The sequence below is a fragment of the Amycolatopsis ultiminotia genome (assembly GCF_039536925.1).
GTDB lineage: Bacteria > Actinomycetota > Actinomycetes > Mycobacteriales > Pseudonocardiaceae > Amycolatopsis > Amycolatopsis ultiminotia.
Genome location: NZ_BAAAZN010000013.1, coordinates 194,630 through 215,134, shown reverse-complemented (window position 1 = coordinate 215,134; position 20,505 = coordinate 194,630). Strand labels below are relative to the sequence as shown.

Below are 20,505 nucleotides of genomic sequence, written 5' to 3'. Positions count from 1 at the left end.
AAGGACAGAACGAAATGACCGCAATGAACGAACCGTCCCCCAGTGCCCTGTACGCCCCCGGCACGGCGACCTTGTACGACCGGTACATGGACCGGTTGCCGGATTACCCGGCCACCCCCGGCGGGATCACGACGCCAGTCGTGGAGCAGGCGAACGCGGCGGCCGCAACGGCGATCAACGCGGTGAACGAGCTGCTGGCCGAGCACTACGACGTGCTCACGCAGGACGTCGACCAGCTAGCCGAACGCCGATACCGGGAAGCCGTCGCCCTCGCCGTCCGCGCCGGGGAACCCACCGGCGGAATCGTGCACCCGCAAGCGGCACTCCGTGAAGAGCTGGCCCGGACGCTCGCGCAAGCCGACGACCTCATCGGGGCCGCCAGGAAAGCCGCCAGCAACGTGAAAACAGTGGTTCGCGCGGAGGCTCGGGAGTGCGGCCGAAAGGCGCTCACGGCCGCAACGGCGACCCGGAAAGCCTACTTGGACAAGGTCAACTCCTACCGCACCGCCGAAACCGAGTGTGCCCGTGCGTACGACGCCGTAGGGAAATGGCTCGTCCTCGGCGCGTGGGACACCCCAGTGGTGTCGCTGGGCAACCTGACCACGACGCCGTTCGGAGACGCCATCCGTCACCGCTCCCATGTCGACACCCCCGAAGACGCGGTGTTGCGACTGCTGGCCCGGCTCGAATCCTACGGAGTAACCGAGGAACGGACGGAGGACTGACCACTATGGACGTTAACGAACACCTCGACGGGCACCCGCCGGAACTGTCCCAGATCACCGACCGGGCCGACCTGAATCGGATGACCCCGTCCGAAGTGGACGCCGCCCGCAAGGCCGGACGGCTCGACACCCTCATGGGCAAGACGCCACCGCCGGTCGACGCACCCCCCGACGCGGCGTAGCCCCTGCCCGCAAGCCCGCCCCCGGCAGGCTCCCCGGTGTGCCCGTGCCCCGCCCCGGAGACAGCCACCTCCGGGGCGGGCACAGGGGAAACGGTGCGGGTCTGCTGCCTCTCACGTTGGCAGCAGACCCGCACCCCTGTGACCAGGGCAGAACGTCGCACGCTTGCTGCTGTTCGCCGAACGCGTGATCGAACCGTGATCAGCGATGCGGCGAACAGCCCAGCGTTCGCGGACCAGACATGACCGCAGGTAAACGAACCGTGCGTACTGTCCATTCAGGACGCAGCAGCAGAAGAGCGAAACGAAACACGTTGAGACGCAACACGAGTCGTTCGCGTGTCACGCGCTCGCGCAACTCACGGCGAAAACGTGCGTGAACGTCGGCGAGCGAGCAGGAAGGGGTGGGGTGGAACCCCTGGGGCCCCTGTCGCTCCCTGGTAGGTGCTGTGCTTATGCAAACGTACGGGTTCGACACTTTCGGCATGACCGCTCGCGCACCCCGGAATGCCCCTTCCTAGCGGCGCATCCGGCCGTAGACGGCACGTCGGCGGCGTCCGGCGTCAGGGGGACACCGGCGGGGGCGTGTCACCGTTCAGCGCGCCCCGGACGCACCGCCGGAGGCTTCACAGCATGAAGACCCTTCTCGTCGCCTCCTGGTCTTCCTCGGGCCGGGGGCGTCTCGTTGCACTTCCGGGATCAAGTCCCCAGTCGATGCCGGACGTACTGCCGGGCAACGTCGGTGAGTCCGGGGAACACACCACGGTAGGCCCACATTCCGAAGACCAGCACCGCGTATGCGGTCGCTGCGTCGGCGGGTGCGTCCCTGTACGCGGGGATCGTTTTCGCCCATTCTTCGGCCTGTTCCGGGGTGTGGCCGTCGGCGATGAGCCGCAGCACCAACGCGGCCGGGTCAAGCCATGGCGCGCCGACGCTCGACCACGCCCAGTCGACAACCCGCGCGCGGTCGGAGACGAGAATGTTGAGCGGGTGCATGTCGCCGTGCACGAGACTGTTCCCGCGAACGGCTTCGATCCCGTGCTGCTCCCAGTCCAGCAGTTCGGGCAGGTGGTCCTTGTCCCAACTGTCGAGTTCACGGTCTGATGTGGACAGTCGACGCCACGGGGCGGACCATGCCCATTGGTCCGTGGACTGTTCCAGTTCCACGGGGGACGGGGTCAGTTCCCGTGTCATCGCAGCGACGATGTCGGCGACCATCGGGAGGTCCGGCGATCCCGGCGCAAGACTGGGGTGGTGGCCGGTGACGGCCTCGAACCCGAGCACGTGCCACCTGTCGGCGGTCACGTCCCAGAGGAGACGCGGGGCAGCAGAGTTCGGCCGGGCCCCGACCCGTGCTTCCGTCTGCTGCGCCCGCGCTCGCCGTGTGCCGGTCAGGACGCCCTTGACGAAGCAAGGGCCTTGCTCGGTCTGGAGCGTTGCCAGGAAATCGGAGTTCCGGCCGTTGTCCGGGGACACCGTCGCGGCCACGGCACCGGTCCGGTTTTCGATCGCTCGCCGGACGGCGGCGGGGAGGTTCGCCCATTCCTGGCTGACCATGTCTGCCTCTTCGGTCTAGTTGCGGGCGGGAGGCGGGGGCGGGTCGTCGGTGCACCCGTTTTTGCACTGGGAGCACTTGGCGCATTTCGCCGCGCCAGTGAACCACAGGGGTTCGTCCACCGCGAACCCCGCCGCCCGGATGGCGTCGGTGGTTCGGCGCATCATGTCGGCGAGCGGAACGTCTCCGGTGTCGTCGCTGTCATTCGGCACGTGGTGGATGAAGCTTCCGGATATCCGTTCGCAGAATTCCGCGTATTCGTGCGTGTACAGAATGAACGTGTGCCATCCGATGTCGACGGTTTCGCTCGGGGCGAGGGGGCGGCTGGTCCGGGCGCACGCCACAAGGAACGCGAGCGCCTGGTCCATGATTCGTCCCGCGTACTCCAGGGAAACGACGTTCTCTTTCGCGATGCGGGCCCGGAGCCTGCGGAACAAGTCCTCCGGGATGAGTCCCTGCCCGGTCAAGTCCTCTACTGCGACAGTCAGCTGTGAACATCCTTCCGATCTAGTTGGCGCTGTTGCCTTACGTGCCAACGGAATCCCGGTAGTCGCCGCCGGTTCCCTGGCAGTCCAGTGGCCTTTTTCGTTGTCGAGCATGGAACCCGGCCGGTGCGGGGCGGTCGGGGAAGCGGCCCGCACCGGCTAGGCGTTTCAGGGCAGCGCTTGCGGCGGCAGCGGCGTGGCCGCAAGGCAGCGCACGCACGGCATCCCGGCGGGCCGCTCGCACCATTCCAGGTCGCCGGTCCAGAACTGCGCGCCGCAGAACGCGACGATGCCGCCGGGATACATGGCCGGTTCCGGGAACACGTGCATGACCCGCTGAGTTTCGCGGACCGTGCCGGGAAGCGGCCTGCCCAGCATGATCCGTCCCGTGGCCTGCTCGCACCCGTGTTTGCCCATGCGGTCCAGGTTTCGTGACTCGGGCGGTTCGGCAGAGGGACGCCGTCGGGGATGTCAAGGGGAGGATGAGGGGAGAGTTGCGGTTCGGTGGTTCTGTGCCGTGCTGGTTACACTCCGCGAAGAGGTCAGCCGGAGGGGGCGGTCATGCCGGACGCGAACGACGCACTGCGCGCTGCGCGGGAGCGCGTCGAGTCGCCGTCGTCGCCGGGGCACCCGATGACCCGGCAGGAACTCGCCGAGGCCGTGAACGCGCAGGTGTACCGCGCCAGCGGCGGGGACACGGTCACCACGGTGGACGCCAACCACGTGGGCAAGTGGGAACGCGGCGTGATCCGCTGGCCAGCGGCGTACTATCGGGCTGCTCTGCGCGCCATCCTCGACGCCGCGACGGATGCGGATCTAGGTTTCGCGCGCCCGACTACCGGCAAGCCTGACAACGTGGACCGCAAGACATTCCTCAAAACCGCGCTCGGCACGGGCGCGGGTGTCCTGGTGTCGCGCCACGCGCCGGGCCCGGCCGACGACCCGGGCGCACTGGCCGCCGCAATCTCCGGCCCCACCGCGCACTATCGGCGCATGGAATCGGCGGTGTCGTCGGCACAACTCGCACCGGCCGTCGACGCCCACCTCGCACTCGCCGCCAGCGTGGTCACGGGCAGTCTGCGCAACTCGACCGGGTACGCGGTGCTCGCCGAAACCGCCGGTCTGGCCGCGTGGATCGCCGCCGACCGGGGCGACAACGCGGCCGCGCGCCGCCGCTACAGGGAAGCCGTCGCCCACGCCGAACGCGCACACCACCCGCTGCTCGCGTCCTACATGACGGCAAGCCTCGGCTCGTTCGCCGTGGACGCCGGGCACCCCCGGCAAGGCGTGACCCTGCTGGACCGCGCCGCCGCCCAGCTCGACCCGACCGCCCCGGACGCCGCCCGCGCATGGCTGTCGTCGCTGCACGCCGTCGCGCACGCCGCGCTCGGCGACAAAACCGCGACACTGGCCGCGCTGCGCTCCGCCGAACGGTTGACCAGCCGCCAGTCCGGCGAGCCGCAATGGCCGTGGGTGTTCACGTTCGACCGCGCCAAGGCCGCCCGATACCAAGCAGGGGCGCTCGCCCGCCTCGGCGACCTCCGCGCCGCCAGCACCGCCTACAGCGCCGCAAACCCCGCGCTCACCGCGCCGAAACCGCGCGCGCTCGCCCAGCTCGACCACGCCCGTGCCCTCGCCGCTGCGGGCCGCGCCGGGGAAGCTTCCCGACTGGCCGCCGCCGCGCTCCGCATCGGGCGCGAGTACGGCAGCGAACGCATCACCGCACGCGCCCGCGACGTGCGCGCCGTGCTGCCCGCCCGCACCGCCGAGGCCGCCGAGCTGGACGACGCATTAACCGCCCTCTACGACACGGAGAGCTGAGAATGACCCGCATAGCCATCACCGGGCACCGTGGCCTGCCCGACGCGTCCACGCGCCTTGTGGACGCCGCGTTGCGTGCCGCGCTCGCCGAGAACGCGGACGGGCAGCTGGTGGGCGTGTCCTGTATCGCTGACGGCGCGGACACCCTGTTCGCCCGCGCCGTCCTCGACGCGGGCGGACGGCTGGTGGTCGTGGTGCCCGCACGCCAGTACCGGGACGGGCTGCCCGCCGACCACCACCCGGTTTACGACGCGCTCATTGCGCACGCGTCGGACGTGATCCGGCTCGACCATGAGGAATCCACCTCGACCGCGCACATGGACGCGAGCATCCGAATGCTCGACGGCGCGGACCGCCTCATGGCCGTATGGGACGGGCAACCCGCACGCGGCTACGGCGGCACCGCCGACGTCGTGGACGCCGCCCGCCAACGCGGCTTGCCCGTCACCGTCGTGTGGCCCGACGGCGCGACCCGGGACTAAGCCGCGCCGGTACGGACGACACCGCCCGAGGGAAAACGAGGGAAAAACACCCTCACTCCTGACTCAGGGCTGACTCACTGCTGTCCTGCGTATCTGCTGGTAGAGTCGCAAATCGACCGAAGAAACAGCAGGTCGCAGCACCAGGCTCGGTATAGGGCGTTATACAGCCGTGCTGCCGGGCGGGAGCTTGAGCAGGAGATCGGTGGCGCGGGCGAGGACCTCGGCCCGGCTGCGGCCGGGATGGTCGGCGGCGAGGAACTGGCTGCCGATGGCCGCGCAGAAGGCGAGCAGGCTGCGGGCTTCGACCTCGTCCGGGTCGTCGCAGAAGGTGCCGATCGCGTCCCGCGCCAGCTGGATGCGCTTGTTGTCCACCCGGCGCAGACGGGCGGCGACCGCATCGTCCCGGCGGGCCCAGTCGCGCACGGCGAGGTCGATCGGGCGCAGCCAGTCGCCGGAGAAGGTGAGCCGCCCGGCCGCCCGGACCCGCTCCCGCGGGTCGGGATACTCCCGTTCGACCCGTTCGATCACGTCGTCGGTGGCCTCGCGTTCCCAGGTGTCCAGCATTTCGCCGAGCAGCGCATCGCGATCGGCGAAGTAGCCGTAGAACCCGCCTTTGGTCACGCCGAGCCGTTTGGCCAGCGCCTCGACCCGCACGGCCTCGGCACCGCCCGCAGCCAGTACCCGCAGCCCCTCTTCGACCCACTTCTCCCGCGGTGTGCGCAATGCGCCCATCGATGCCCCGTTTCACCTTCCGACCCTGTTGTGCGTACCCGTACAACGGGGTTAACCTCACCTTGTACGCAATCGTATAACCTGGGGGAAGGCAGCACACCATGAGACTCCCGAAGACCGCGCACACCGGCCTGCCGTGGCGGATCCACGAGATCGCGCCCGATTTCCGGCTCATGGACGTCTGGGCGTTCCGCACGCCCGGCGCCGGGCCGGACGACTTCCCCGCGATGCTCGCCGCGTTGTGGAACAGCGGCGGACCGGACGGGCTGCCCGCGCCCGCCCGGTTCCTGTTCGCCGTGCGGTGGCGGCTCGGTGCCCTGTTCGGCTGGGACGAGCCGGACGCGAGCCTCGGCACCCGGGTCCGTTCGCTGCGCGAGCGCCTGCCCCAGGACCTGCGTGAGGCCCCGGCCGGGACGACACCGCGAAGCGTCCCGTTCGCGCCGGTCTACGAACTGCCCGACGAGAGCGCCCACGAGCTGGCCAACCGGACCGTCCACACGATCCTGCACCTCGGCTGGGTCCGCAGTTCCGGCGGTGACCACGAGCTGCGGATGGCGGTGCTGGTCAAGCCCAACGGCCGGTTCGGCGACCGCTACCTCGCCGCGATCCGGCCGTTCCGCCGGCTGATCGTCTACCCGGCACTCACCCGGCAATGGGAACGCGCCTGGCGGAACCGCCCGGTTGCCGAGGAGCGCGCATGATCAAGTGGGCGGGCCGGCTCATCACGCTGTACGGGGCGGCGCACACCTTGCTCGCGTTGACCCTGCTGGGTGCCGCGCGCCACGCGGGCGCGTGGTTCAGCGGGGCGCTGTGGCACGACGACCTCGCGCACATGAGCACCGCGAACACCGCGTACTGGCTGAGTGTGTTCAGTTTCGGACCACCGCTGGCCACGGTCGGGTTGATCGTGCTGTGGCTGGACCGTCGTCAGCTCGCCCCGCCGCAGTTCCTCGCCTGGGCGCTCGGCATCTGGACGCTGCTGGGCGCCGTGGTCCTCCCGCTCACACCCTGGCCGATCCCCCTCGTGGCCGGCGTCCTGCTGCTGGCCGGCACCCGCCGTGCGGTCCGCCGGGCCGCTTGACGAACAGGACTTTCGTCGGTTCCGCGGTCCGGGCGTGGTGACCAGGCTGTCCGGGTGTCCCCGCAGCCCGCCGGATCGTTCGCGGTCACGCTGGACGCCGCCATCGAGGAGTCCGGGCTTTCGCTGGAACGGCTCCAGCACCACCTCGCCGAACGCGGTGTGCCGTTGTCGCGTTCGGCGTTGTCCTACTGGCGCCGCGGCCGGTCCCGCCCGGAACGGGAAGCGTCGCTGCACGCGGTGATGCACCTGGAGCAGGTGCTCGGCCTCTCCCCCGGTGCGCTGACCTCGCGGCTCGGCCCGCGGGCCCCGCGCGGACGCTGGCTCGGCCGTCCGCCGGAATGCGTCGAACGCCGCCGGCTGTGGCCGGAGCTGCGTCCGCTGTCGGCCGAGCTCAAACCGCCGCCGGACGGGCAGGTCGTGTTCTGGTCGGTGCACGAGCGGGTGCTGATCGACGACGAGAGCCGCGAACGTTCACTGTGGACACACCTGGTGGCGGAGGCGACGCTCGACGGAGTCGACCGGTTGATGACCTACCACCAGTCCGACGGCCCGCTCACCGGCACGCCCCGCTACCAGGGTGTGCGCTCGGCCCGGCTCGGCCGGGTGCGGATCGACCGGGATACCGGGATGACCGTCGGCGAGCTGCTGCTGGACCGGGTGCTCGCGGCGGGCGAGGTGACCGCCGTCGACTACGAAGTGCTGCTGCCGCCGGGTGCGCCGACCGTGGAGTACGGGCGGCGGTTCACCCGTCCCGTTCCGGAGTACGTCTGCCAGGTCCAGTTCGGGCTGCGCGCACCGCACCGGGTGCGGGCCTTCGAACGGCGCGGGCCGGGCGGGCCGCGGCACCCCGGCGCGGCCCTGCGCGTCGGCTCCGGGCATCAGGTCACCCTCGCCATCCGCGACGTGCGTCCCGGCATCACCGGGGTGTGCTGGTCGTGGTGAGGCAATTCTGTGAACGCCGCCGGATGACCTGCGGATCCGTCCGGTCATCCGGCATCCGTCCACAGTTGTCTGGCACCGCGCGTCAGCCGCTGGCTACCTTCCGCCGCACTGGTTCCCGTCCCCCCCGGCACGAAAGGCATCCTCATGCGCCGTCTCACCAGAGCACTCACCGCGACCGTCGCGGCGGCCGCGTTCGCGGTCACCGGAGCCGCCACCGGGGCCACCGCTGCGTCGGCGGCCCCGCAGGCGCAACCGGGGTCGATGGCCGCGGAGTTCGGTACCGCCGCGCCGAGTTCGTCGGTGCGGCTCATCGGCGACACCTACCCGTCGAAGTGGCGCGACATCCCGCAGGACTCCGTCGTCGACGACTGGAACATGTACAACCGCGAGTGCGTCTCCTGGGCCGCGTTCAACATCGACCAGCACGGCCAGAGCGCGAACAACTACGGCGACGCGAAGTACTGGGACGACAACGCAGGCCAGAACGGCTACCAGGTGGACGCCAACCCCACTCCCGGCTCGATCGCACAGACCGATGCCGGGCAGTACGGCCATGTGGCCATTGTGGACAGTGTGCACGGCGACACCGCCACGGTCGAGGACTACAACTGGGCCGGCGACGGGCACTACCTCGTGCACGACATCCCGATCGGCGACTTCCGCTACATCCACTTCTACGCGTGAGGCCCGCCGGGCGCGGGGTGCTGCGCCCCCGTGCCCGGCTCACCCGTCACGGCTCGGCGCCGCGCTGCGGCTCGGCACCCCGGCGCGGTTCGGCGGTGACCGGTGCGTCCGCTGCCGGGGCCCGGTTCACCACCGCGATCGCGACCGCGCCGATCGCGGCCACCACGGCGAACAGGTAGAAGCCCCACGGATAGGCCAGTCCCGCGGTGAGCAGCACCCCGGTCACCATCGGGCCGGAGATCCCGCCGAACCGGCCGATCCCGCTCGCCGTGCCCAGCCCGGTGCCCCGGGCGGCCGCCGGATACACCTGCGACACGTAGGCGTAGACGAGCACCTGCGCGCTGAAGGTGAAGATGCCGGCCAGCAGCACGCCGACGTACACGCTCGCCCCGGGCAGTTTGATGCTCAGCAGGGCCAGGAACACCGCCGCGGCGGCGAACCAGACGATCGCGGCGCGCCGGTGCCCGATCCGGTCCGCCACCCGGCCGCCGATCAGCAGGCCGAGTACCGCGCCGATGTTGAGCACCAGCAGCAGCGCCAGCGCCGCGCCCAGTTCGTAGCCTGCCGCGCGCATGATCTGCGGCAGCCAGGTGTTGAGCCCGTACACGAGCAGCAGCCCCATGAACGACGTCACCCAGAACGCAATGGTGGCCCGTGCGTACCCGTGCCGGAACAGGATGGCGATCGGGTTGCGCGCCGGTGCCCGCCTGCCGGATGCGGAGCCGCCACGGGTGCGCAGGAACGCGGCCGATTCGGGCAGGAACTTCAGCATCAGCGGGACCAGGACCACCGCGGGCGCGGCACCGAGCACGAACATCCATTCCCATCCGGACCGTTCGATCAGCAGGATGCCCAGCAATGCGGTGAGCACCGCGCCGACGTGGTACCCGGTCATCAGCACGGTGGTCGCGCTGCCACCGCGGCCGGCCCCGGCGTACTCGGCGATCAGCGCCAGCGCGGTCGGCAGCACCCCGCCGAGGCCGAGTCCGGCGAGAAACCGCAGCAATCCGAACAGCCACGGCCCGTCCACGAACGCGCACAACAGCGTGCACAGCGAGAACCAGCTGACCGTGAGCAGCATCGTGCCGCGCCTGCCGAACAGGTCGATGACCGGTCCGGTGGCCAGTGCCCCCACCGCAACGCCGAGGAGGCCGACCACGGAGATCAGCGATGCGGTGTTCGGATCGAGGCCCCAGTCCGGATCCTTCAGCAGCGCGGGCAGCACCACACCCAGCACCACCAGATCGAAGCCTTCCAACGCCACCGCCGCCCAGCAGAGCGGGGCGACCCAGCCTGCGTGCCGGGCCGGAACGGGGACCGTCATGTCATCACCTACGTCATCGGAGGGGACCGGGTCGGGAAACGCAGTACTGCGGGCGGGCACCGCGCCACGCGGCCTGCCGTCGCCATGCCGCAGTATGGCGGACCGGGCCGGATCCGGGCAGGGCTCGACCGGCGCTGCCCCGCGCCCGGTCGCGGCGAGCGGCTCCGCAGTGTCGGCGGTACCGGCCCGCCCGGCCAGCCCCGCTTCCACTGAGCGGAACGGCGGTTCACGGCTGCAGGGCGCGGGAGACCCCCATCGCGGCCATCCGGACCGCCGGCACGAGCGGCAGGAGGTTCGGCGTGCGGCTCGGCACGACCACCGAAATCGCCGCGACGACCCGGCCTGCGGGCCCGCGCACCGGCGCCGCGACCGACGACGCACCTTCGGTCATCTCGTCCCGCGACAGCGCGAATCCCTGCCGGCGGATCTCGGCCAGCGCCTCCCGCAACCGCGCCGGATCGGTGATCGTGCCGCTGGCCCGGCGTTCCAGTCCCGCCGCGAGCACCGGCTCCACGACGCCACGCGGGGCGTGCGCGAGCAGCACCTTGCCGGGCCCGCTGGCGTGCATCGGCAGCCGCAGGCCGACCCGCGAGGTCACCACCACATCCGGGTGCGCCTCGAGTTTTTCCAGGTACAGCGCGCGATCCTGATCGCGGACCACCAGGTGCACGACCTCGTTGCTCACTTGGAGCAGGTCCTGCAGGAACGGCAGGGCGAGATCCCGCAGCCCGCGGCCACCGGGGGCCTGCGAACCGAGCTGCCACAGCCGCAGCCCGACCCGGTAGCGGCCGCGGGCAGTGCGTTCCAGCGCACCCCAGCCGGTGAGCTCGGCGAGCAGCCGGTGCACCGTGGCCGGTGCGAGCCCGCTCGCTCTGGTGATCTCGCCGTGCGTCTTGTCGACGGGAGCGTCCAGGAAGGAATCCAGCACCGCGAACGCACGGCTGAGCACCGTGCGCCCGGGTTCGGCGGCATTACCCGCGATCGTGTGCCTCCGGGACCTCGGCGGGACGGGTGAGCCGCCCATCATCCGGCACCGCCGGGCGCCCGGCAACCCACCTCCGGACGGTCTTCGCCGCTACGTCCTTTGTGCACGGTCGCGGACGGCGATGTCGAGCAACGCGGCCGCGGTGGCGAACGCACCCGGCAGGTCGTGCGCGAGCCCGGCGACGAGCGCGTCCAGCTCCCGCAGACCCGCGCGGGCGAGCAGGGTTTTCTCGTTGGTCACCCATTCCCCGCGTGCGGCGAGTACCGCGTGCGCGGTCTGCAGGCCCGCGACCCCCACCGACGCAGCCGTTTCGGTGATCCGCCCGTGCGCGACGTAGCCCGACTTGGCGTAGGCCAGCGTCCGTTCCGCGGCGGCGTGCCAGAATGTGGGAGCGCTTTCCCGCAACGGTTCCGGGTACTGCGGGCGGGGCAGCTGTCCGCGCAGCACCCGGTTGCCCGCCAGCTCCGCCACCACCAGGTAGCTCGGGATCCCGGCGAGGTGGAAGGCGAGCGGTTCCCAGTGGAACCGTCCCTGCCGTGCCTCGGCGAGCTGGTGTTCGACCGAGGCGAGATCGCGGTAGTGCACGTCGACCGGGCGGCCCTCGACGGTGAGCCAGGCGCCGCCGTTGAACACGCCGCCACCCCACTCGCCCAGTTCCGACACCTCGCCCGGCAGCCCGAGCGCCCGCAGATCCGCGGGGTCGAACGAGCCGCGGTAGTAGAGGGCGAAATCCCAATCGCTGTCGTCGCGGTGCGTACCGGCCGCCCGCGAGCCGCCGAGTGCCACGGCGCGTACCCCCGGCAGTCCGGCGAGCAGATCGGCGACATGCTCGGCAAAGGTTTCCTCGAAGTTCTCCGGCATCTCGGGATGCTGCCACGAAACCCGGGCAGAATCGCTACGCTTTTTCCGGTTCGCCACCACGATCTGGGGGTTTCATGCACCGTTTCGCTCTCGCCGCGCTCGTTGCGGCCACCAGTGCCGCGCTCGTCACCGCCGTCCCGGCCTCCGCCGCGGCGCAGCCGTTCCCCTCGACGACGTTCCTGGCCACGCACAACAGCTACTCCGGCGACGTGGACGGCGCCAAGGGAGCCATCGGCTACCAGCTCGACCACGGCGTGCGCTTCGTCGAGTTCGACGTGCACGACAACGGCTACGCCACCGCACACGACTACGGGGTCGGCCACGGGTCCCCCGGCGATCTGGTCGACCACGACGGCAATCCGGCGTCGAACAACCTCCGGGACTGGCTCGACGTGGTCGGCAGCTGGTCCGCAGCGCACCCCACCGCAGCGCCGATCGTGCTGATGCTCGACCTCAAGGACGACCTCACCGACAATCCCTCGTTCGCCGACGGCAACCTCGCCGCGCTCAACGCGGAACTGCAGAGCGCGTTCGGCACCCGGCTGCTGCCTGCATCGGAGTACCCGGCGGACGCGACCACGGATTCGTTGCGAGGCAAGGTGCTCACGCTGCTGTCCGGCGACAGCGGCACGCGCGCGGCGTACCGGCGCGACGTCGGGCAGCACCCGGCGGTAGCGCTCAACGGACGTGGCCAGGTCGTGGAAGTGCACGACTCCGGTGCAGGCGCGCTCTGGTACTGGACCGGCAGCTACGGCGCGGACGGCCGGGTGAGCTGGACCCGGCACGGCCGCTACGACAGCGGCCGGACCCCGGCGATCGCGCTCGACGACTCCGGCCGGATCGTCGAGGTGCACCAGTCACAGAACGCGGCCACCCTGTGGTACCGCACCGGCCGGCTCGGCGCGGACGGCGAGATCACCTGGGCGGCGAGCCACCAGTACGACAACGGGGTACTGCCGACCGTCGCGTTCACCGGCGACGGGGTGCGGGAGATCCACCGCAGCGCGGCGAACGAGCAGAACTGGCAGTGGCACGGCAGCCTCGACGGCGACACCGTCACCTGGACCGGCAACGCCGAAACCACCGACCCGCGCTACGACCGGTCCTCCGCGACGTCCGGCAGCCGGCGGGTGAGTGTGACGACCGGTGCCGACGGTCCGACCCCGGCCGAGACGGTGCGCTACTCGACCGATCGCGTGTCCGGGGACCGGGTGCGGTACCCGCAGGTGGCGTTCGACGAGTACCAGAAGGGCGATCCGGCGGAGCTGCAGCAGGACGCACTGTTCTACGGCGCACCGGCGAGCGAGTCCGCGTTCCTGGTCTCCGCACGGCAAAGCGGCCACCTGGTCCGTGGCTGGGACTTCGATTCGGCTTCGCTGGCCACCGATCCGCCTGCGAACTACGCGGCGACCAACCACCCGTGGGACGACTGGTACCAGGACCTGACCCGGACCGCGGCACGCTGAAAACCCGGCACCGGTCCGGGCTCTCCCACCCCGACGGGGAGAGCCCGGACCCGCGGTGTCCGGTGTTCCTCCCAAGAACACCCGACACCGCATGCCCTGCCGGGCGACTGCGGCTGGTTCACGACGGCGCGGCTAGTGCCGCAGCACCACGGCCCCGAAGGACACGCCCCGAGCCTCGGCCCGGGGCTCCGGCACCTTCACCTGCACGCGGGCGGGCACGGAGTCCTGATCGCAATATCGCTCGAACCGCTCCATCAACACGGCAGCGACCATCAGGACCACGGGCGTAGCCAACGCGAACCACATGGTCGCAGTGATACCCACCGGTCCGGCCGGTCAACCGCACCTGCCCCACCCGGGTGATCACCGCGACCGCTCCCCGGCCGCACGTAAACTGGCCCGGTGCGCACCCGACCGACGCTGACCTGGGCCGCGCCCGGTGAACCACTTCCGGGTACGGGCAGTCTCGCCGACGTCGCCGAGATCGTCGCCCGCGGACGGGTCCTGGTGCTCACCGGTGCCGGGATCTCCACCGAATCCGGCATTCCCGACTACCGCGGCGAGACCGGCAGCCTGCGCAGGCACACCCCGATGACCTTCGACGAGTTCACCGGCAGCGGGCACGGGCGGCGCCGGTACTGGGCACGCAGCCACCTCGGCTGGCGCACCATCGCGCGCGCCGCCCCCAACGCCGGGCACCATGCGGTGGCGGCCTTGCGGGCCGGCGGGCAGGTCTCGGCAGTGATCACGCAGAACGTGGACGGCCTGCACCGCGCGGCAGGCACCCCGGGCGTGGTCGAGCTGCACGGCAACCTCGACCGCGTGATCTGCCTCGGCTGCCGCCGGATCACCCCGCGCGAAGAACTCGACATCCGGCTGCGCGCCGCCAACCCGGATTTCGGCGGTACCGCGACCCGGATCAACCCGGACGGCGACGTCGAACTCGCCGAGGACGTGGTCCGCACGTTCGCCGTCGTCGGATGCACCGGCTGTGGCGGCATCCTCAAACCGGACGTGGTGTTCTTCGGCGAGAACGTGCCGCAGCCGCGGGTGCAGCGGTGCTACCGGCTGGTCGACGAGGCCGCCGCGCTGCTCGTACTGGGCTCCTCGCTGACCGTGATGTCCGGTCTGCGGTTCGTCCGGCATGCCGCGCAGTCCGGCAAACCGGTGCTGATCGTCAACCGCGGGCAGACCCGGGGCGACCGGTACGCGGCGGTGCGGGTGGACCGCTCGCTCGGCGCGGCGCTGGCCGAACTGTGCGCGCTGCTCGGCTGAACCCGACGCGCGGCCCTTTCTCAAACGCAGTGCCATCCGGCCAGCCGAAAGGCGCCGAATGATCGCCGTTGTGCAACGGGTCTGCACGAATGTGCCACTACCCCGGGGTAGCCGATACTCCGTCCGGCGCAGTGCTCTACATTTGCGCGCCGTGAGGCAGCTCACACCTACTACGCCACGGGGGTCGTGTGAGGAACAAGCGGATGGCAGGCAGGGTGGCCAGGACCAAGGCACTGCCCGCGATGGCGACGGCCCTGCTCGTCTTGTCGGCCCAGGCGTGCGGGGTCAAGTCCGAGACGACGATCAACGTCCTCATGGTGGACAACCCGCAGATGGTGGAGCTGCAGCAACTGACCGCGACCGACTTCACCCCGCGGACCGGTATCAAGGTCCACTTCACCGTCCTGCCGGAGAACCGGCTGCGCGACGAGGTCCACCAGGAGTTCACCACTCAGGCAGGCAAGTACGACGTGGCCTCGATCAGCAATTTCGAGGTGCCGATCTTCGCGGGCAAGCAGCTGCTGAAGCCGCTCACGCCGTACTCGAGCGACGACGAGCAGTTCGACGAGAAGGACATCCTCGCACCCATCGCCGATTCGCTCCGTGGTGCCGACGGGCAGTTGTACGCCGCTCCGTTCTACGGCGAATCGTCGATGCTGATGTACCGGACCGACGTGCTCGGCAAGCTCGGCATCCGGTTGCCCGCCACCCCCACCTGGCAGCAGGTCGCGGACGCGGCGAAGGCGGTGGAGCAGTCGGGCAGCGGGATGCACGGGATCTGCCTGCGCGGGATGCCCGGCTGGGGCGAGATGATCGCGCCGCTGACGACCGTCGTGAACACCTTCGGCGGGACGTGGTTCGGCGGTGACTGGCAGGTCGGAACCGATTCCCCCGAGTTCGAGCAGGCCGTCGGGTTCTACCTCGACCTGCTGCGCCGCAGCGGCGAGGACGATCCGGTGCACACCGGATACCAGGAGTGCCTCGCCGACATGCTGCAGGGAAAAGTCGCCATGTGGTACGACTCGACGGCGGGTGCCGCGCAGCTCGAAGCCGCGGACAGTGCGGTGCGCAGCCAGATCGGCTACCTGTCCGCGCCCGTGGTCAAGACCGCCGCGTCCGGATGGCTCTACACCTGGGCCTGGGGGCTGGAACAGCGCAGCGAGAATCCGGACGAGGCCTGGCAGTTCATGTCGTGGGCCTCGAGCAAGGACTACGAGCGGCTGGCCGGGCAGGTGGTCGGCTGGGCGAAGACACCGGCAGGCAAGCGGTACTCGACCTACAACGACCCCGAGTACCTGGCCGAAGCCGGCGCCTTCGCGATGCCCACCTATCTGTCGATCACCTCCGTCGATCCGCGGAAGGCCGGTGTGCAGCCCCGGCCGACCACCGGCATCCAGTTCGTCGCGGTGCCGGAGTTCCAGGATCTCGGCACCCGGGCCTCCGAGACGCTGGCTTCGGTGATGACCGACGACCGCTCGCTGCGGGACGCATTCGCCGACATCCGCGCGATGGCGGACGAGGTCTCGGCGCGGTACCGCAAATAGCCCGCCGGGTGGTGGCACCGCGCCGGTCGCCGACGGGGCCGGGGTCACCGAAGTAAGCTCGGCGCCATGGAGCGATCGAGGCCGTGCGCGGACCGCGCCGGAACCGGTGGATGTGGCGGTTTCCGGCTTCGCTGCCCGGAAATCCGCGGCCGGCGGTCCGCATAGGAATGTCCGATCCCGGTTCCGGAAACCGGCGCCGCGCGCACCCACGGCGCCGTTTCCTGCTCGGCGCGGGCGCCGCGCTCACCGGTTCGGCCGCGCTCTCGGCCGTGCTGTCCCGCCCCACGGCACCGGTGGCACGTGAGGGTTTCGGCGCCGACTGGCTGTTCGGCCCGTACACCCAGGGATGCACCGATCCGGAGTTCGACGACCGCGGCCTGGCGCTGGTGTCCGTACCGCACTGCGTGGTCCCGTTGTCCTGGCAGGACTGGCATCCGGCGGACTGGCAGCAGGTCTGGGTGTACCGGCAGCATTTCCTGGCACCCGCGCAGCTGCGTGCCAACCGGGCGTTCCTGCGTTTCGACGGGGTGCTCAGCGCCGCCACGGTCTACCTCAACGGCCGCCGGATCGCCGCGCGCAGCGGTGGGTACCTCCCGCTGGTCTGCGAGGTCACCGGCGCGCTCACCGGCAGGGACAACCTGCTCGCGGTGGTCGTCGACGGCCGCTGGCAGCAGGACACCCCGCCCGATCTGCCGGAGTACCCGAACCCGACCGCGATCGACTTCTACCAGCCGGCCGGGATCTACCGCGCAGTGCAGCTGAGCGGCGTTCCGCAGGCGTATTTGTCCGATGTGCACGCCCAGCAGGTCGCCGTGCTGACCCCGAACCGCACGGTGCTGGTGCACTGCACGGTCGACAGCGCGAAGCCGGTCAAGGGCCCGGTGCGGCTCACCGCCACGCTCAGCCAGGACGGCACCGAGCTGGCGTCGTCGTTCACCGACCGGTCCGGCGTGGGCAAGGGCGAGACGACGGTGACCGTCGCCCTGCAGGACCTCGGCGCGGTGCGGCTGTGGGACGTGGACGATCCGGCGATGTGCGACATCCTGGTGACGCTTTCGGTCGGCGGGCGGAAAGTGCACACCTACCCGGTACGCACCGGGCTGCGCGACGCACGCTTCACTGTGGACGGTTTCCGGCTGAACGGCAGGCCGCTCAAGCTGTTCGGGCTCAACCGGCACCAGTGGTACCCGTTCGTCGGCGGCGCGATGCCCGGCCGGGTGCAGCGCCGGGACGCACAGATCCTCAAGGACGACCTGAACTGCACCATGGTGCGCTGTTCGCACTACCCGCAGGCCACCGCGTTCCTGGACGCCTGCGACGAACTCGGGCTCCTCGTGTGGGAGGAACTGCCCGGCTGGGACCACGTCGGCGACACCGCGTGGCAGGAACTGGCGGTGCGCGACGTGCACGACATGATCGTGCGCGACCGCAACCACCCGTCGATCGTCGTGTGGGGCACCCGCGTGAACGAAACGCTCGGGCAGTACGCGCTGTACGGCAAGACCGACCAGCTGGCCGCCCGGCTCGACCCGACCCGGCCGTGCACCGGCGCGGTGGCCGGGCAGCGCGGTTACGTTTCCCCGCTGTACCCGGTGAAAGCCGCCGGCGGGGTGTTCTCGTTCAACGACTACAGCCGTCCGCGGCCACCGGGCGCGCCGCCCACGCTGCGCCCGCCCCGCCACGGGGTCCCGTACCTGGTCAGCGAGGCGGTCGGCACGCTCGTCGGCTCGCCGCATGTCCGCCGCACGGACTCCCCCGCGATCCAGCGGCAGCAGGGACTGCTGCACGCCTGGGTGCACGAGCGCGCGGCCGCCGATCCGCGGTACTGCGGGCTGCTGGCGTGGTGCGCGTTCGACTATCCCTCCGGCTGGTACCACTCCCAGCGCGGGGTGAAGTACCCCGGCGTACTGGACTTCTTCCGGATCCCCAAGCCGGGCGCCGGTTTCTACCGGGCACAGCGCGATCCGGCCCGCGGGGCGGTGCTCGAACCGGCGTTCTTCTGGGATTTCGGCCCCGGCTCACCCCGCACCGGACCGGGCCGCGACGCGATCGTCTGGTCCAATTGCGACACCCTGGTGGTCACCGTCACGGGCCGGCGCCCGCTCATCGTGCGGCCGGACCACGTGGCGTTCCCGCATCTGGCGCACCCGCCGTTCCGGGTGGACCTGCGGGTGGACGGGCGCGCACTGCCCGAGCTGAGCATCGAGGGCCGGATCGGCGGGCGCACCGTGCTGCGCCGCCGGTTCAGCGCCGACCCGGCGTTCGACACCCTCGCGGTGACCGCGGACGATCCGCAGATCACCGCGGACGGCGAGGACACCACCAGGGTCGCCCTGCGCTCGGTCGACCGTTACGGCGCACCCCGCCCGCACGCCCGCGGGGTGCTGACCGTCGCGGTCGACGGACCGGGCGTGCTGATCGGCGAGCCGTACCTGGACTTCGGCGCGCTGGGCGGTGCCGCCGCGGTGTGGATCCGCTCCGTGCGCGGCACGCCCGGGACGATCACCGTCACCGCGACTCACCCGTTCCTCGACGCCGCCACCGCGACCGTCACCGCCGGGTGAGGACGCCGGGGGCCGTCCTCACCAGACGACCGGCACCTGGTCCACCCCGCCGGTGAACCGGTTCGCCCGCACCTCCAGTTCCGCCGCCGGCACCGCGAGGCGCATCCCGGGGAACCGCCGGAACAGCGAGCCGAACACCACCCGCAGTTCGGTGCGCGCCAGGCTGGCGCCGATGCAGAAGAACCCGCCGTGGCCGAACGAGATGTGTGCGTTCGGTTTGCGCTGGGCGTCGAACTCCTCGGGAGCGGAGAACACCGACTCGTCGCGGTTGGCCGAGCTGGTGGAGATGATCACCGCGTCGCCGCGCGCGATCCGGACGCCGCCGATTTCCGCGTCCTCGCGTGCGTAACGCAGCAACCCGAGCCCGCCCGGCGCGGACAACCGCAGGATCTCCTCGACGCACGCGTGCAGCCGCTGCTGCGGGTCGGCAGCGAGCGCGTCGCGCCGCTCCAGGTCGGTGAGCAGGTACAGCACGCCGAGGTCGATCCGGTTCGAGGTGGTCTCGTGCCCGGCGAACAGCAGGCCGGCGGCCAGCCGGGAGAGATCTTCGTCGGTGAACGTCGGGTCCTCGGCCTGCGCGGCCACCAGGTCCGACACGACGTCCTGGCCCGGCTCGATCCGCTTCGCCGCGGCCAGCTCCGCGGTGTAGGCCATGAATTCGTCCATCGCCACCTGCGCATCGCCGTCACTGTCGAGCACGCCGATGCGGTCGGACAGTGCGCGGAACTTCTCGCGGTCGGCGTAGGGCACGCCGAGCAGTTCGCAGATCACCAGCACCGGCAACGGGAAGGACAGGTACTCGTGCAGGTTGACCGGGGCGCCGCCGGCCGCGTCGTGCGCCGCTTCGAGTTCGTCGAGGCAGCGGTCGGCCAGTTCCTGGATGTGGTCGGCGAGGCGGCGCATCCGGTTGGCCGAGAAGGCGGGTACGAGCAGCCGCCGCAGCCGGGCGTGTGCGGCTTCCTCGCTGTCGTAGTCACCCTGCGGCCCGCTCAGCAACGCCGCGTCCGAGACCGTCGAGGCCTCCTCCGGCGCCGGGTGCGAACGGCCGAACCGGGCGTCGGCGAACACCTCGCGGGCCTGTTCGTAGGCGGTGACCAGCCAGGCCGGATCACCGGCGGGCGTCGTGACCGGCACGATCGGCCCTTCCCGGCGCAGCACCTCGTACAGCGGCGCGATCTCCAGCACGTTCGGCCGGGCGAACGGCAGCCGGGGCGCGCGTTCGGTGGTCGTCATCAGGTGTCCTCCTCGGGTGGGCCGGAACGCTGCTCCGCCCGCGTCCGCAGCGACGCGAGCCAGTCCTGTTCGTGTTCGGCGCGGCGGCGGACCTCGGCCAGCACGAGCCTGCTCCACGGATCTGCCTGCCCGGTGCCGAGCTTGGCCATCCGTTCCCGCTGCCCGGCAACGGCCTTCTCACGCGCGTCCAGCACACGCAGCCGTTCGGCCGGCTCCAGCCTGCCGAAGCCGGCGAGCCGCGCGAGGAACTCCGCCGGATCACCGGCCAGTTCGGCAGGCAGGTCGGCGAGCAGGTCGTGCAGCAGTTCGCGGCCGACGTCGGTGATCGTGTACACGTGCCGCGGCGGCCTGCCCTCCTGCGCCTGCGCGGTCCGGGTGACCGCACCGGCCTCGGCAAACCGCCGCAGCGCGGGGTAGAGCGAGTTGTTCGACAACGCGCGCCCGCTGGACTCCTCGACCTGTTTGCGCAGCTCGTAGCCGTGCCACGGGCGCTCGGCGAGCTTGGCGAGGAGGAGCACGTCGATCCACATCTAGGTCACCGTAACCTAGGTTCCCGTAACAGAGCAA

22 protein-coding genes are annotated in these 20,505 nt (G+C 71.0%); 12 read left to right on the top strand and 10 right to left on the bottom strand.

Translation table 11 applies throughout. The annotated features are described in order from the left end of the window. The first annotated feature begins 14 nt into the window (after window positions 1-14). Window positions 15-725, top strand: coding sequence for a hypothetical protein (locus ABD793_RS27930; RefSeq protein WP_344865248.1), 711 nt, complete (start codon window positions 15-17; stop codon window positions 723-725). Between the two features lie 5 nt (window positions 726-730). Continuing rightward, entirely contained in the window at window positions 731-907 is a 177-nt protein-coding gene (locus tag ABD793_RS27925; RefSeq protein ID WP_344865246.1) for a hypothetical protein, read from the top strand. A gap of 696 nt (window positions 908-1,603) precedes the next feature. On the opposite strand, the gene ABD793_RS27920 is transcribed toward ABD793_RS27925, so the two are convergent. The 3 genes from ABD793_RS27920 to ABD793_RS27910 form a co-directional block, all read right to left on the bottom strand. Beyond that, the gene (locus tag ABD793_RS27920; protein ID WP_344865244.1) at window positions 1,604-2,461 is read right to left on the bottom strand and encodes a phosphotransferase family protein; all 858 of its coding nucleotides are present in this window, start codon (window positions 2,459-2,461) and stop codon (window positions 1,604-1,606) included. Window positions 2,462-2,476: 15 nt separating this feature from the next. Beyond that, window positions 2,477-2,926 (bottom strand): glycine-rich domain-containing protein, encoded by a 450-nt coding sequence (locus tag ABD793_RS27915; protein ID WP_344865242.1) that lies wholly within the window; start codon window positions 2,924-2,926, stop codon window positions 2,477-2,479. A gap of 186 nt (window positions 2,927-3,112) precedes the next feature. Next, the gene (locus ABD793_RS27910; protein WP_344865240.1) at window positions 3,113-3,361 is read right to left on the bottom strand and encodes a hypothetical protein; all 249 of its coding nucleotides are present in this window, start codon (window positions 3,359-3,361) and stop codon (window positions 3,113-3,115) included. A 144-nt stretch (window positions 3,362-3,505) separates the two neighbouring features. Here ABD793_RS27910 and ABD793_RS27905 point away from each other — a divergent pair, with 144 nt between their 5' ends. Together ABD793_RS27905 and ABD793_RS27900 are read left to right on the top strand one after the other, a co-directional pair. Continuing rightward, window positions 3,506-4,765 (top strand): NsdA family TPR-like regulatory protein, encoded by a 1,260-nt coding sequence (locus ABD793_RS27905; RefSeq protein ID WP_344865238.1) that lies wholly within the window; start codon window positions 3,506-3,508, stop codon window positions 4,763-4,765. Window positions 4,766-4,767: 2 nt separating this feature from the next. Beyond that, window positions 4,768-5,247 carry a hypothetical protein gene (locus ABD793_RS27900; protein ID WP_344865236.1) on the top strand — a complete coding sequence of 160 codons (480 nt, stop codon included), beginning with the start codon at window positions 4,768-4,770 and terminating at the stop codon, window positions 5,245-5,247. Between the two features lie 159 nt (window positions 5,248-5,406). Here ABD793_RS27900 and ABD793_RS27895 read toward each other — a convergent pair whose 3' ends face one another. Further along, complete coding sequence (locus tag ABD793_RS27895) at window positions 5,407-5,979, bottom strand: TetR/AcrR family transcriptional regulator (RefSeq protein ID WP_344865234.1); 573 nt, start codon at window positions 5,977-5,979, stop codon at window positions 5,407-5,409. Window positions 5,980-6,080: 101 nt separating this feature from the next. Between ABD793_RS27895 and ABD793_RS27890 the strand changes: the two genes are divergently transcribed. The 4 genes from ABD793_RS27890 to ABD793_RS27875 all read left to right on the top strand — a co-directional run bounded on the left by ABD793_RS27890 (window position 6,081) and on the right by ABD793_RS27875 (window position 8,686). Next, the gene (locus tag ABD793_RS27890) at window positions 6,081-6,680 is read left to right on the top strand and encodes a DUF2867 domain-containing protein (protein WP_344865232.1); all 600 of its coding nucleotides are present in this window, start codon (window positions 6,081-6,083) and stop codon (window positions 6,678-6,680) included. Continuing rightward, window positions 6,677-7,060 (top strand): DUF6463 family protein, encoded by a 384-nt coding sequence (locus tag ABD793_RS27885; protein ID WP_344865230.1) that lies wholly within the window; start codon window positions 6,677-6,679, stop codon window positions 7,058-7,060. Before ABD793_RS27890 ends, ABD793_RS27885 begins: the two co-directional genes overlap by 4 nt. Before the next feature lie 54 nt (window positions 7,061-7,114). Further along, complete coding sequence (locus ABD793_RS27880) at window positions 7,115-8,002, top strand: XRE family transcriptional regulator (RefSeq protein WP_344865228.1); 888 nt, start codon at window positions 7,115-7,117, stop codon at window positions 8,000-8,002. A gap of 144 nt (window positions 8,003-8,146) precedes the next feature. Beyond that, complete coding sequence (locus tag ABD793_RS27875; protein WP_344865226.1) at window positions 8,147-8,686, top strand: CHAP domain-containing protein; 540 nt, start codon at window positions 8,147-8,149, stop codon at window positions 8,684-8,686. Between the two features lie 46 nt (window positions 8,687-8,732). Here ABD793_RS27875 and ABD793_RS27870 read toward each other — a convergent pair whose 3' ends face one another. From ABD793_RS27870 to ABD793_RS27860, 3 genes are all read right to left on the bottom strand, one after another. Beyond that, window positions 8,733-10,010: an MFS transporter gene (locus ABD793_RS27870; RefSeq protein ID WP_344865224.1), complete on the bottom strand. Its 1,278-nt coding sequence runs from the start codon at window positions 10,008-10,010 to the stop codon at window positions 8,733-8,735. A 226-nt stretch (window positions 10,011-10,236) separates the two neighbouring features. After that, the gene (locus ABD793_RS27865; protein ID WP_344865222.1) at window positions 10,237-11,034 is read right to left on the bottom strand and encodes an IclR family transcriptional regulator; all 798 of its coding nucleotides are present in this window, start codon (window positions 11,032-11,034) and stop codon (window positions 10,237-10,239) included. Window positions 11,035-11,085: 51 nt separating this feature from the next. Continuing rightward, a complete protein-coding gene (locus tag ABD793_RS27860) occupies window positions 11,086-11,856 on the bottom strand; it encodes a nucleotidyltransferase domain-containing protein (RefSeq protein ID WP_344865220.1) in 771 nt (256 codons plus the stop codon). A 74-nt stretch (window positions 11,857-11,930) separates the two neighbouring features. Between ABD793_RS27860 and ABD793_RS27855 the strand changes: the two genes are divergently transcribed. Then, on the top strand, window positions 11,931-13,322 hold the full coding sequence (locus ABD793_RS27855; protein ID WP_344865218.1) for a PI-PLC domain-containing protein: 1,392 nt from the start codon (window positions 11,931-11,933) through the stop codon (window positions 13,320-13,322). Window positions 13,323-13,454: 132 nt separating this feature from the next. On the opposite strand, the gene ABD793_RS27850 is transcribed toward ABD793_RS27855, so the two are convergent. Next, window positions 13,455-13,628 carry a hypothetical protein gene (locus ABD793_RS27850; protein ID WP_344865216.1) on the bottom strand — a complete coding sequence of 58 codons (174 nt, stop codon included), beginning with the start codon at window positions 13,626-13,628 and terminating at the stop codon, window positions 13,455-13,457. A gap of 96 nt (window positions 13,629-13,724) precedes the next feature. Between ABD793_RS27850 and ABD793_RS27845 the strand changes: the two genes are divergently transcribed. The 3 genes from ABD793_RS27845 (at window position 13,725) to ABD793_RS27835 (ending at window position 18,705) form a co-directional block, all read left to right on the top strand. Beyond that, the gene (locus ABD793_RS27845; RefSeq protein ID WP_344865214.1) at window positions 13,725-14,597 is read left to right on the top strand and encodes an NAD-dependent protein deacetylase; all 873 of its coding nucleotides are present in this window, start codon (window positions 13,725-13,727) and stop codon (window positions 14,595-14,597) included. A gap of 203 nt (window positions 14,598-14,800) precedes the next feature. Beyond that, on the top strand, window positions 14,801-16,141 hold the full coding sequence (locus ABD793_RS27840; RefSeq protein WP_344865212.1) for an extracellular solute-binding protein: 1,341 nt from the start codon (window positions 14,801-14,803) through the stop codon (window positions 16,139-16,141). A gap of 167 nt (window positions 16,142-16,308) precedes the next feature. Beyond that, a complete protein-coding gene (locus ABD793_RS27835) occupies window positions 16,309-18,705 on the top strand; it encodes a glycoside hydrolase family 2 protein (RefSeq protein ID WP_344865210.1) in 2,397 nt (798 codons plus the stop codon). A gap of 18 nt (window positions 18,706-18,723) precedes the next feature. Here the strand turns inward: ABD793_RS27835 and ABD793_RS27830 are convergent, their stop codons facing one another. Continuing rightward, complete coding sequence (locus tag ABD793_RS27830) at window positions 18,724-19,938, bottom strand: cytochrome P450 (protein ID WP_344865209.1); 1,215 nt, start codon at window positions 19,936-19,938, stop codon at window positions 18,724-18,726. Continuing rightward, complete coding sequence (locus ABD793_RS27825; RefSeq protein ID WP_344865207.1) at window positions 19,938-20,468, bottom strand: PadR family transcriptional regulator; 531 nt, start codon at window positions 20,466-20,468, stop codon at window positions 19,938-19,940. The genes ABD793_RS27830 and ABD793_RS27825 overlap by 1 nt, the downstream gene beginning before the upstream one ends. Between the last annotated feature and the right edge of the window lie 37 nt (window positions 20,469-20,505).

Excerpts from the sequence above, each read along its gene's own strand:
- ABD793_RS27855 (WP_344865218.1), top strand. The coding sequence starts at position 11,931 with ATGCACCGTTTCGCTCTCGCCGCGCTCGTTGCGGCCACCAGTGCCGCG.
- ABD793_RS27905 (WP_344865238.1), top strand. The coding sequence starts at position 3,506 with ATGCCGGACGCGAACGACGCACTGCGCGCTGCGCGGGAGCGCGTCGAG.
- ABD793_RS27860 (WP_344865220.1), bottom strand. The coding sequence starts at position 11,856 with ATGCCGGAGAACTTCGAGGAAACCTTTGCCGAGCATGTCGCCGATCTG.
- ABD793_RS27885 (WP_344865230.1), top strand. The coding sequence starts at position 6,677 with ATGATCAAGTGGGCGGGCCGGCTCATCACGCTGTACGGGGCGGCGCAC.
- ABD793_RS27910 (WP_344865240.1), bottom strand. The coding sequence starts at position 3,361 with ATGGGCAAACACGGGTGCGAGCAGGCCACGGGACGGATCATGCTGGGC.
- ABD793_RS27835 (WP_344865210.1), top strand. The coding sequence starts at position 16,309 with ATGTCCGATCCCGGTTCCGGAAACCGGCGCCGCGCGCACCCACGGCGC.
- ABD793_RS27925 (WP_344865246.1), top strand. The coding sequence starts at position 731 with ATGGACGTTAACGAACACCTCGACGGGCACCCGCCGGAACTGTCCCAG.
- ABD793_RS27875 (WP_344865226.1), top strand. The coding sequence starts at position 8,147 with ATGCGCCGTCTCACCAGAGCACTCACCGCGACCGTCGCGGCGGCCGCG.
- ABD793_RS27825 (WP_344865207.1), bottom strand. The coding sequence starts at position 20,468 with ATGTGGATCGACGTGCTCCTCCTCGCCAAGCTCGCCGAGCGCCCGTGG.
- ABD793_RS27930 (WP_344865248.1), top strand. The coding sequence starts at position 15 with ATGACCGCAATGAACGAACCGTCCCCCAGTGCCCTGTACGCCCCCGGC.
- ABD793_RS27890 (WP_344865232.1), top strand. The coding sequence starts at position 6,081 with ATGAGACTCCCGAAGACCGCGCACACCGGCCTGCCGTGGCGGATCCAC.
- ABD793_RS27830 (WP_344865209.1), bottom strand. The coding sequence starts at position 19,938 with ATGACGACCACCGAACGCGCGCCCCGGCTGCCGTTCGCCCGGCCGAAC.
- ABD793_RS27850 (WP_344865216.1), bottom strand. The coding sequence starts at position 13,628 with ATGTGGTTCGCGTTGGCTACGCCCGTGGTCCTGATGGTCGCTGCCGTG.
- ABD793_RS27900 (WP_344865236.1), top strand. The coding sequence starts at position 4,768 with ATGACCCGCATAGCCATCACCGGGCACCGTGGCCTGCCCGACGCGTCC.
- ABD793_RS27840 (WP_344865212.1), top strand. The coding sequence starts at position 14,801 with ATGGCAGGCAGGGTGGCCAGGACCAAGGCACTGCCCGCGATGGCGACG.
- ABD793_RS27870 (WP_344865224.1), bottom strand. The coding sequence starts at position 10,010 with ATGACGGTCCCCGTTCCGGCCCGGCACGCAGGCTGGGTCGCCCCGCTC.
- ABD793_RS27895 (WP_344865234.1), bottom strand. The coding sequence starts at position 5,979 with ATGGGCGCATTGCGCACACCGCGGGAGAAGTGGGTCGAAGAGGGGCTG.
- ABD793_RS27920 (WP_344865244.1), bottom strand. The coding sequence starts at position 2,461 with ATGGTCAGCCAGGAATGGGCGAACCTCCCCGCCGCCGTCCGGCGAGCG.
- ABD793_RS27865 (WP_344865222.1), bottom strand. The coding sequence starts at position 11,034 with ATGGGCGGCTCACCCGTCCCGCCGAGGTCCCGGAGGCACACGATCGCG.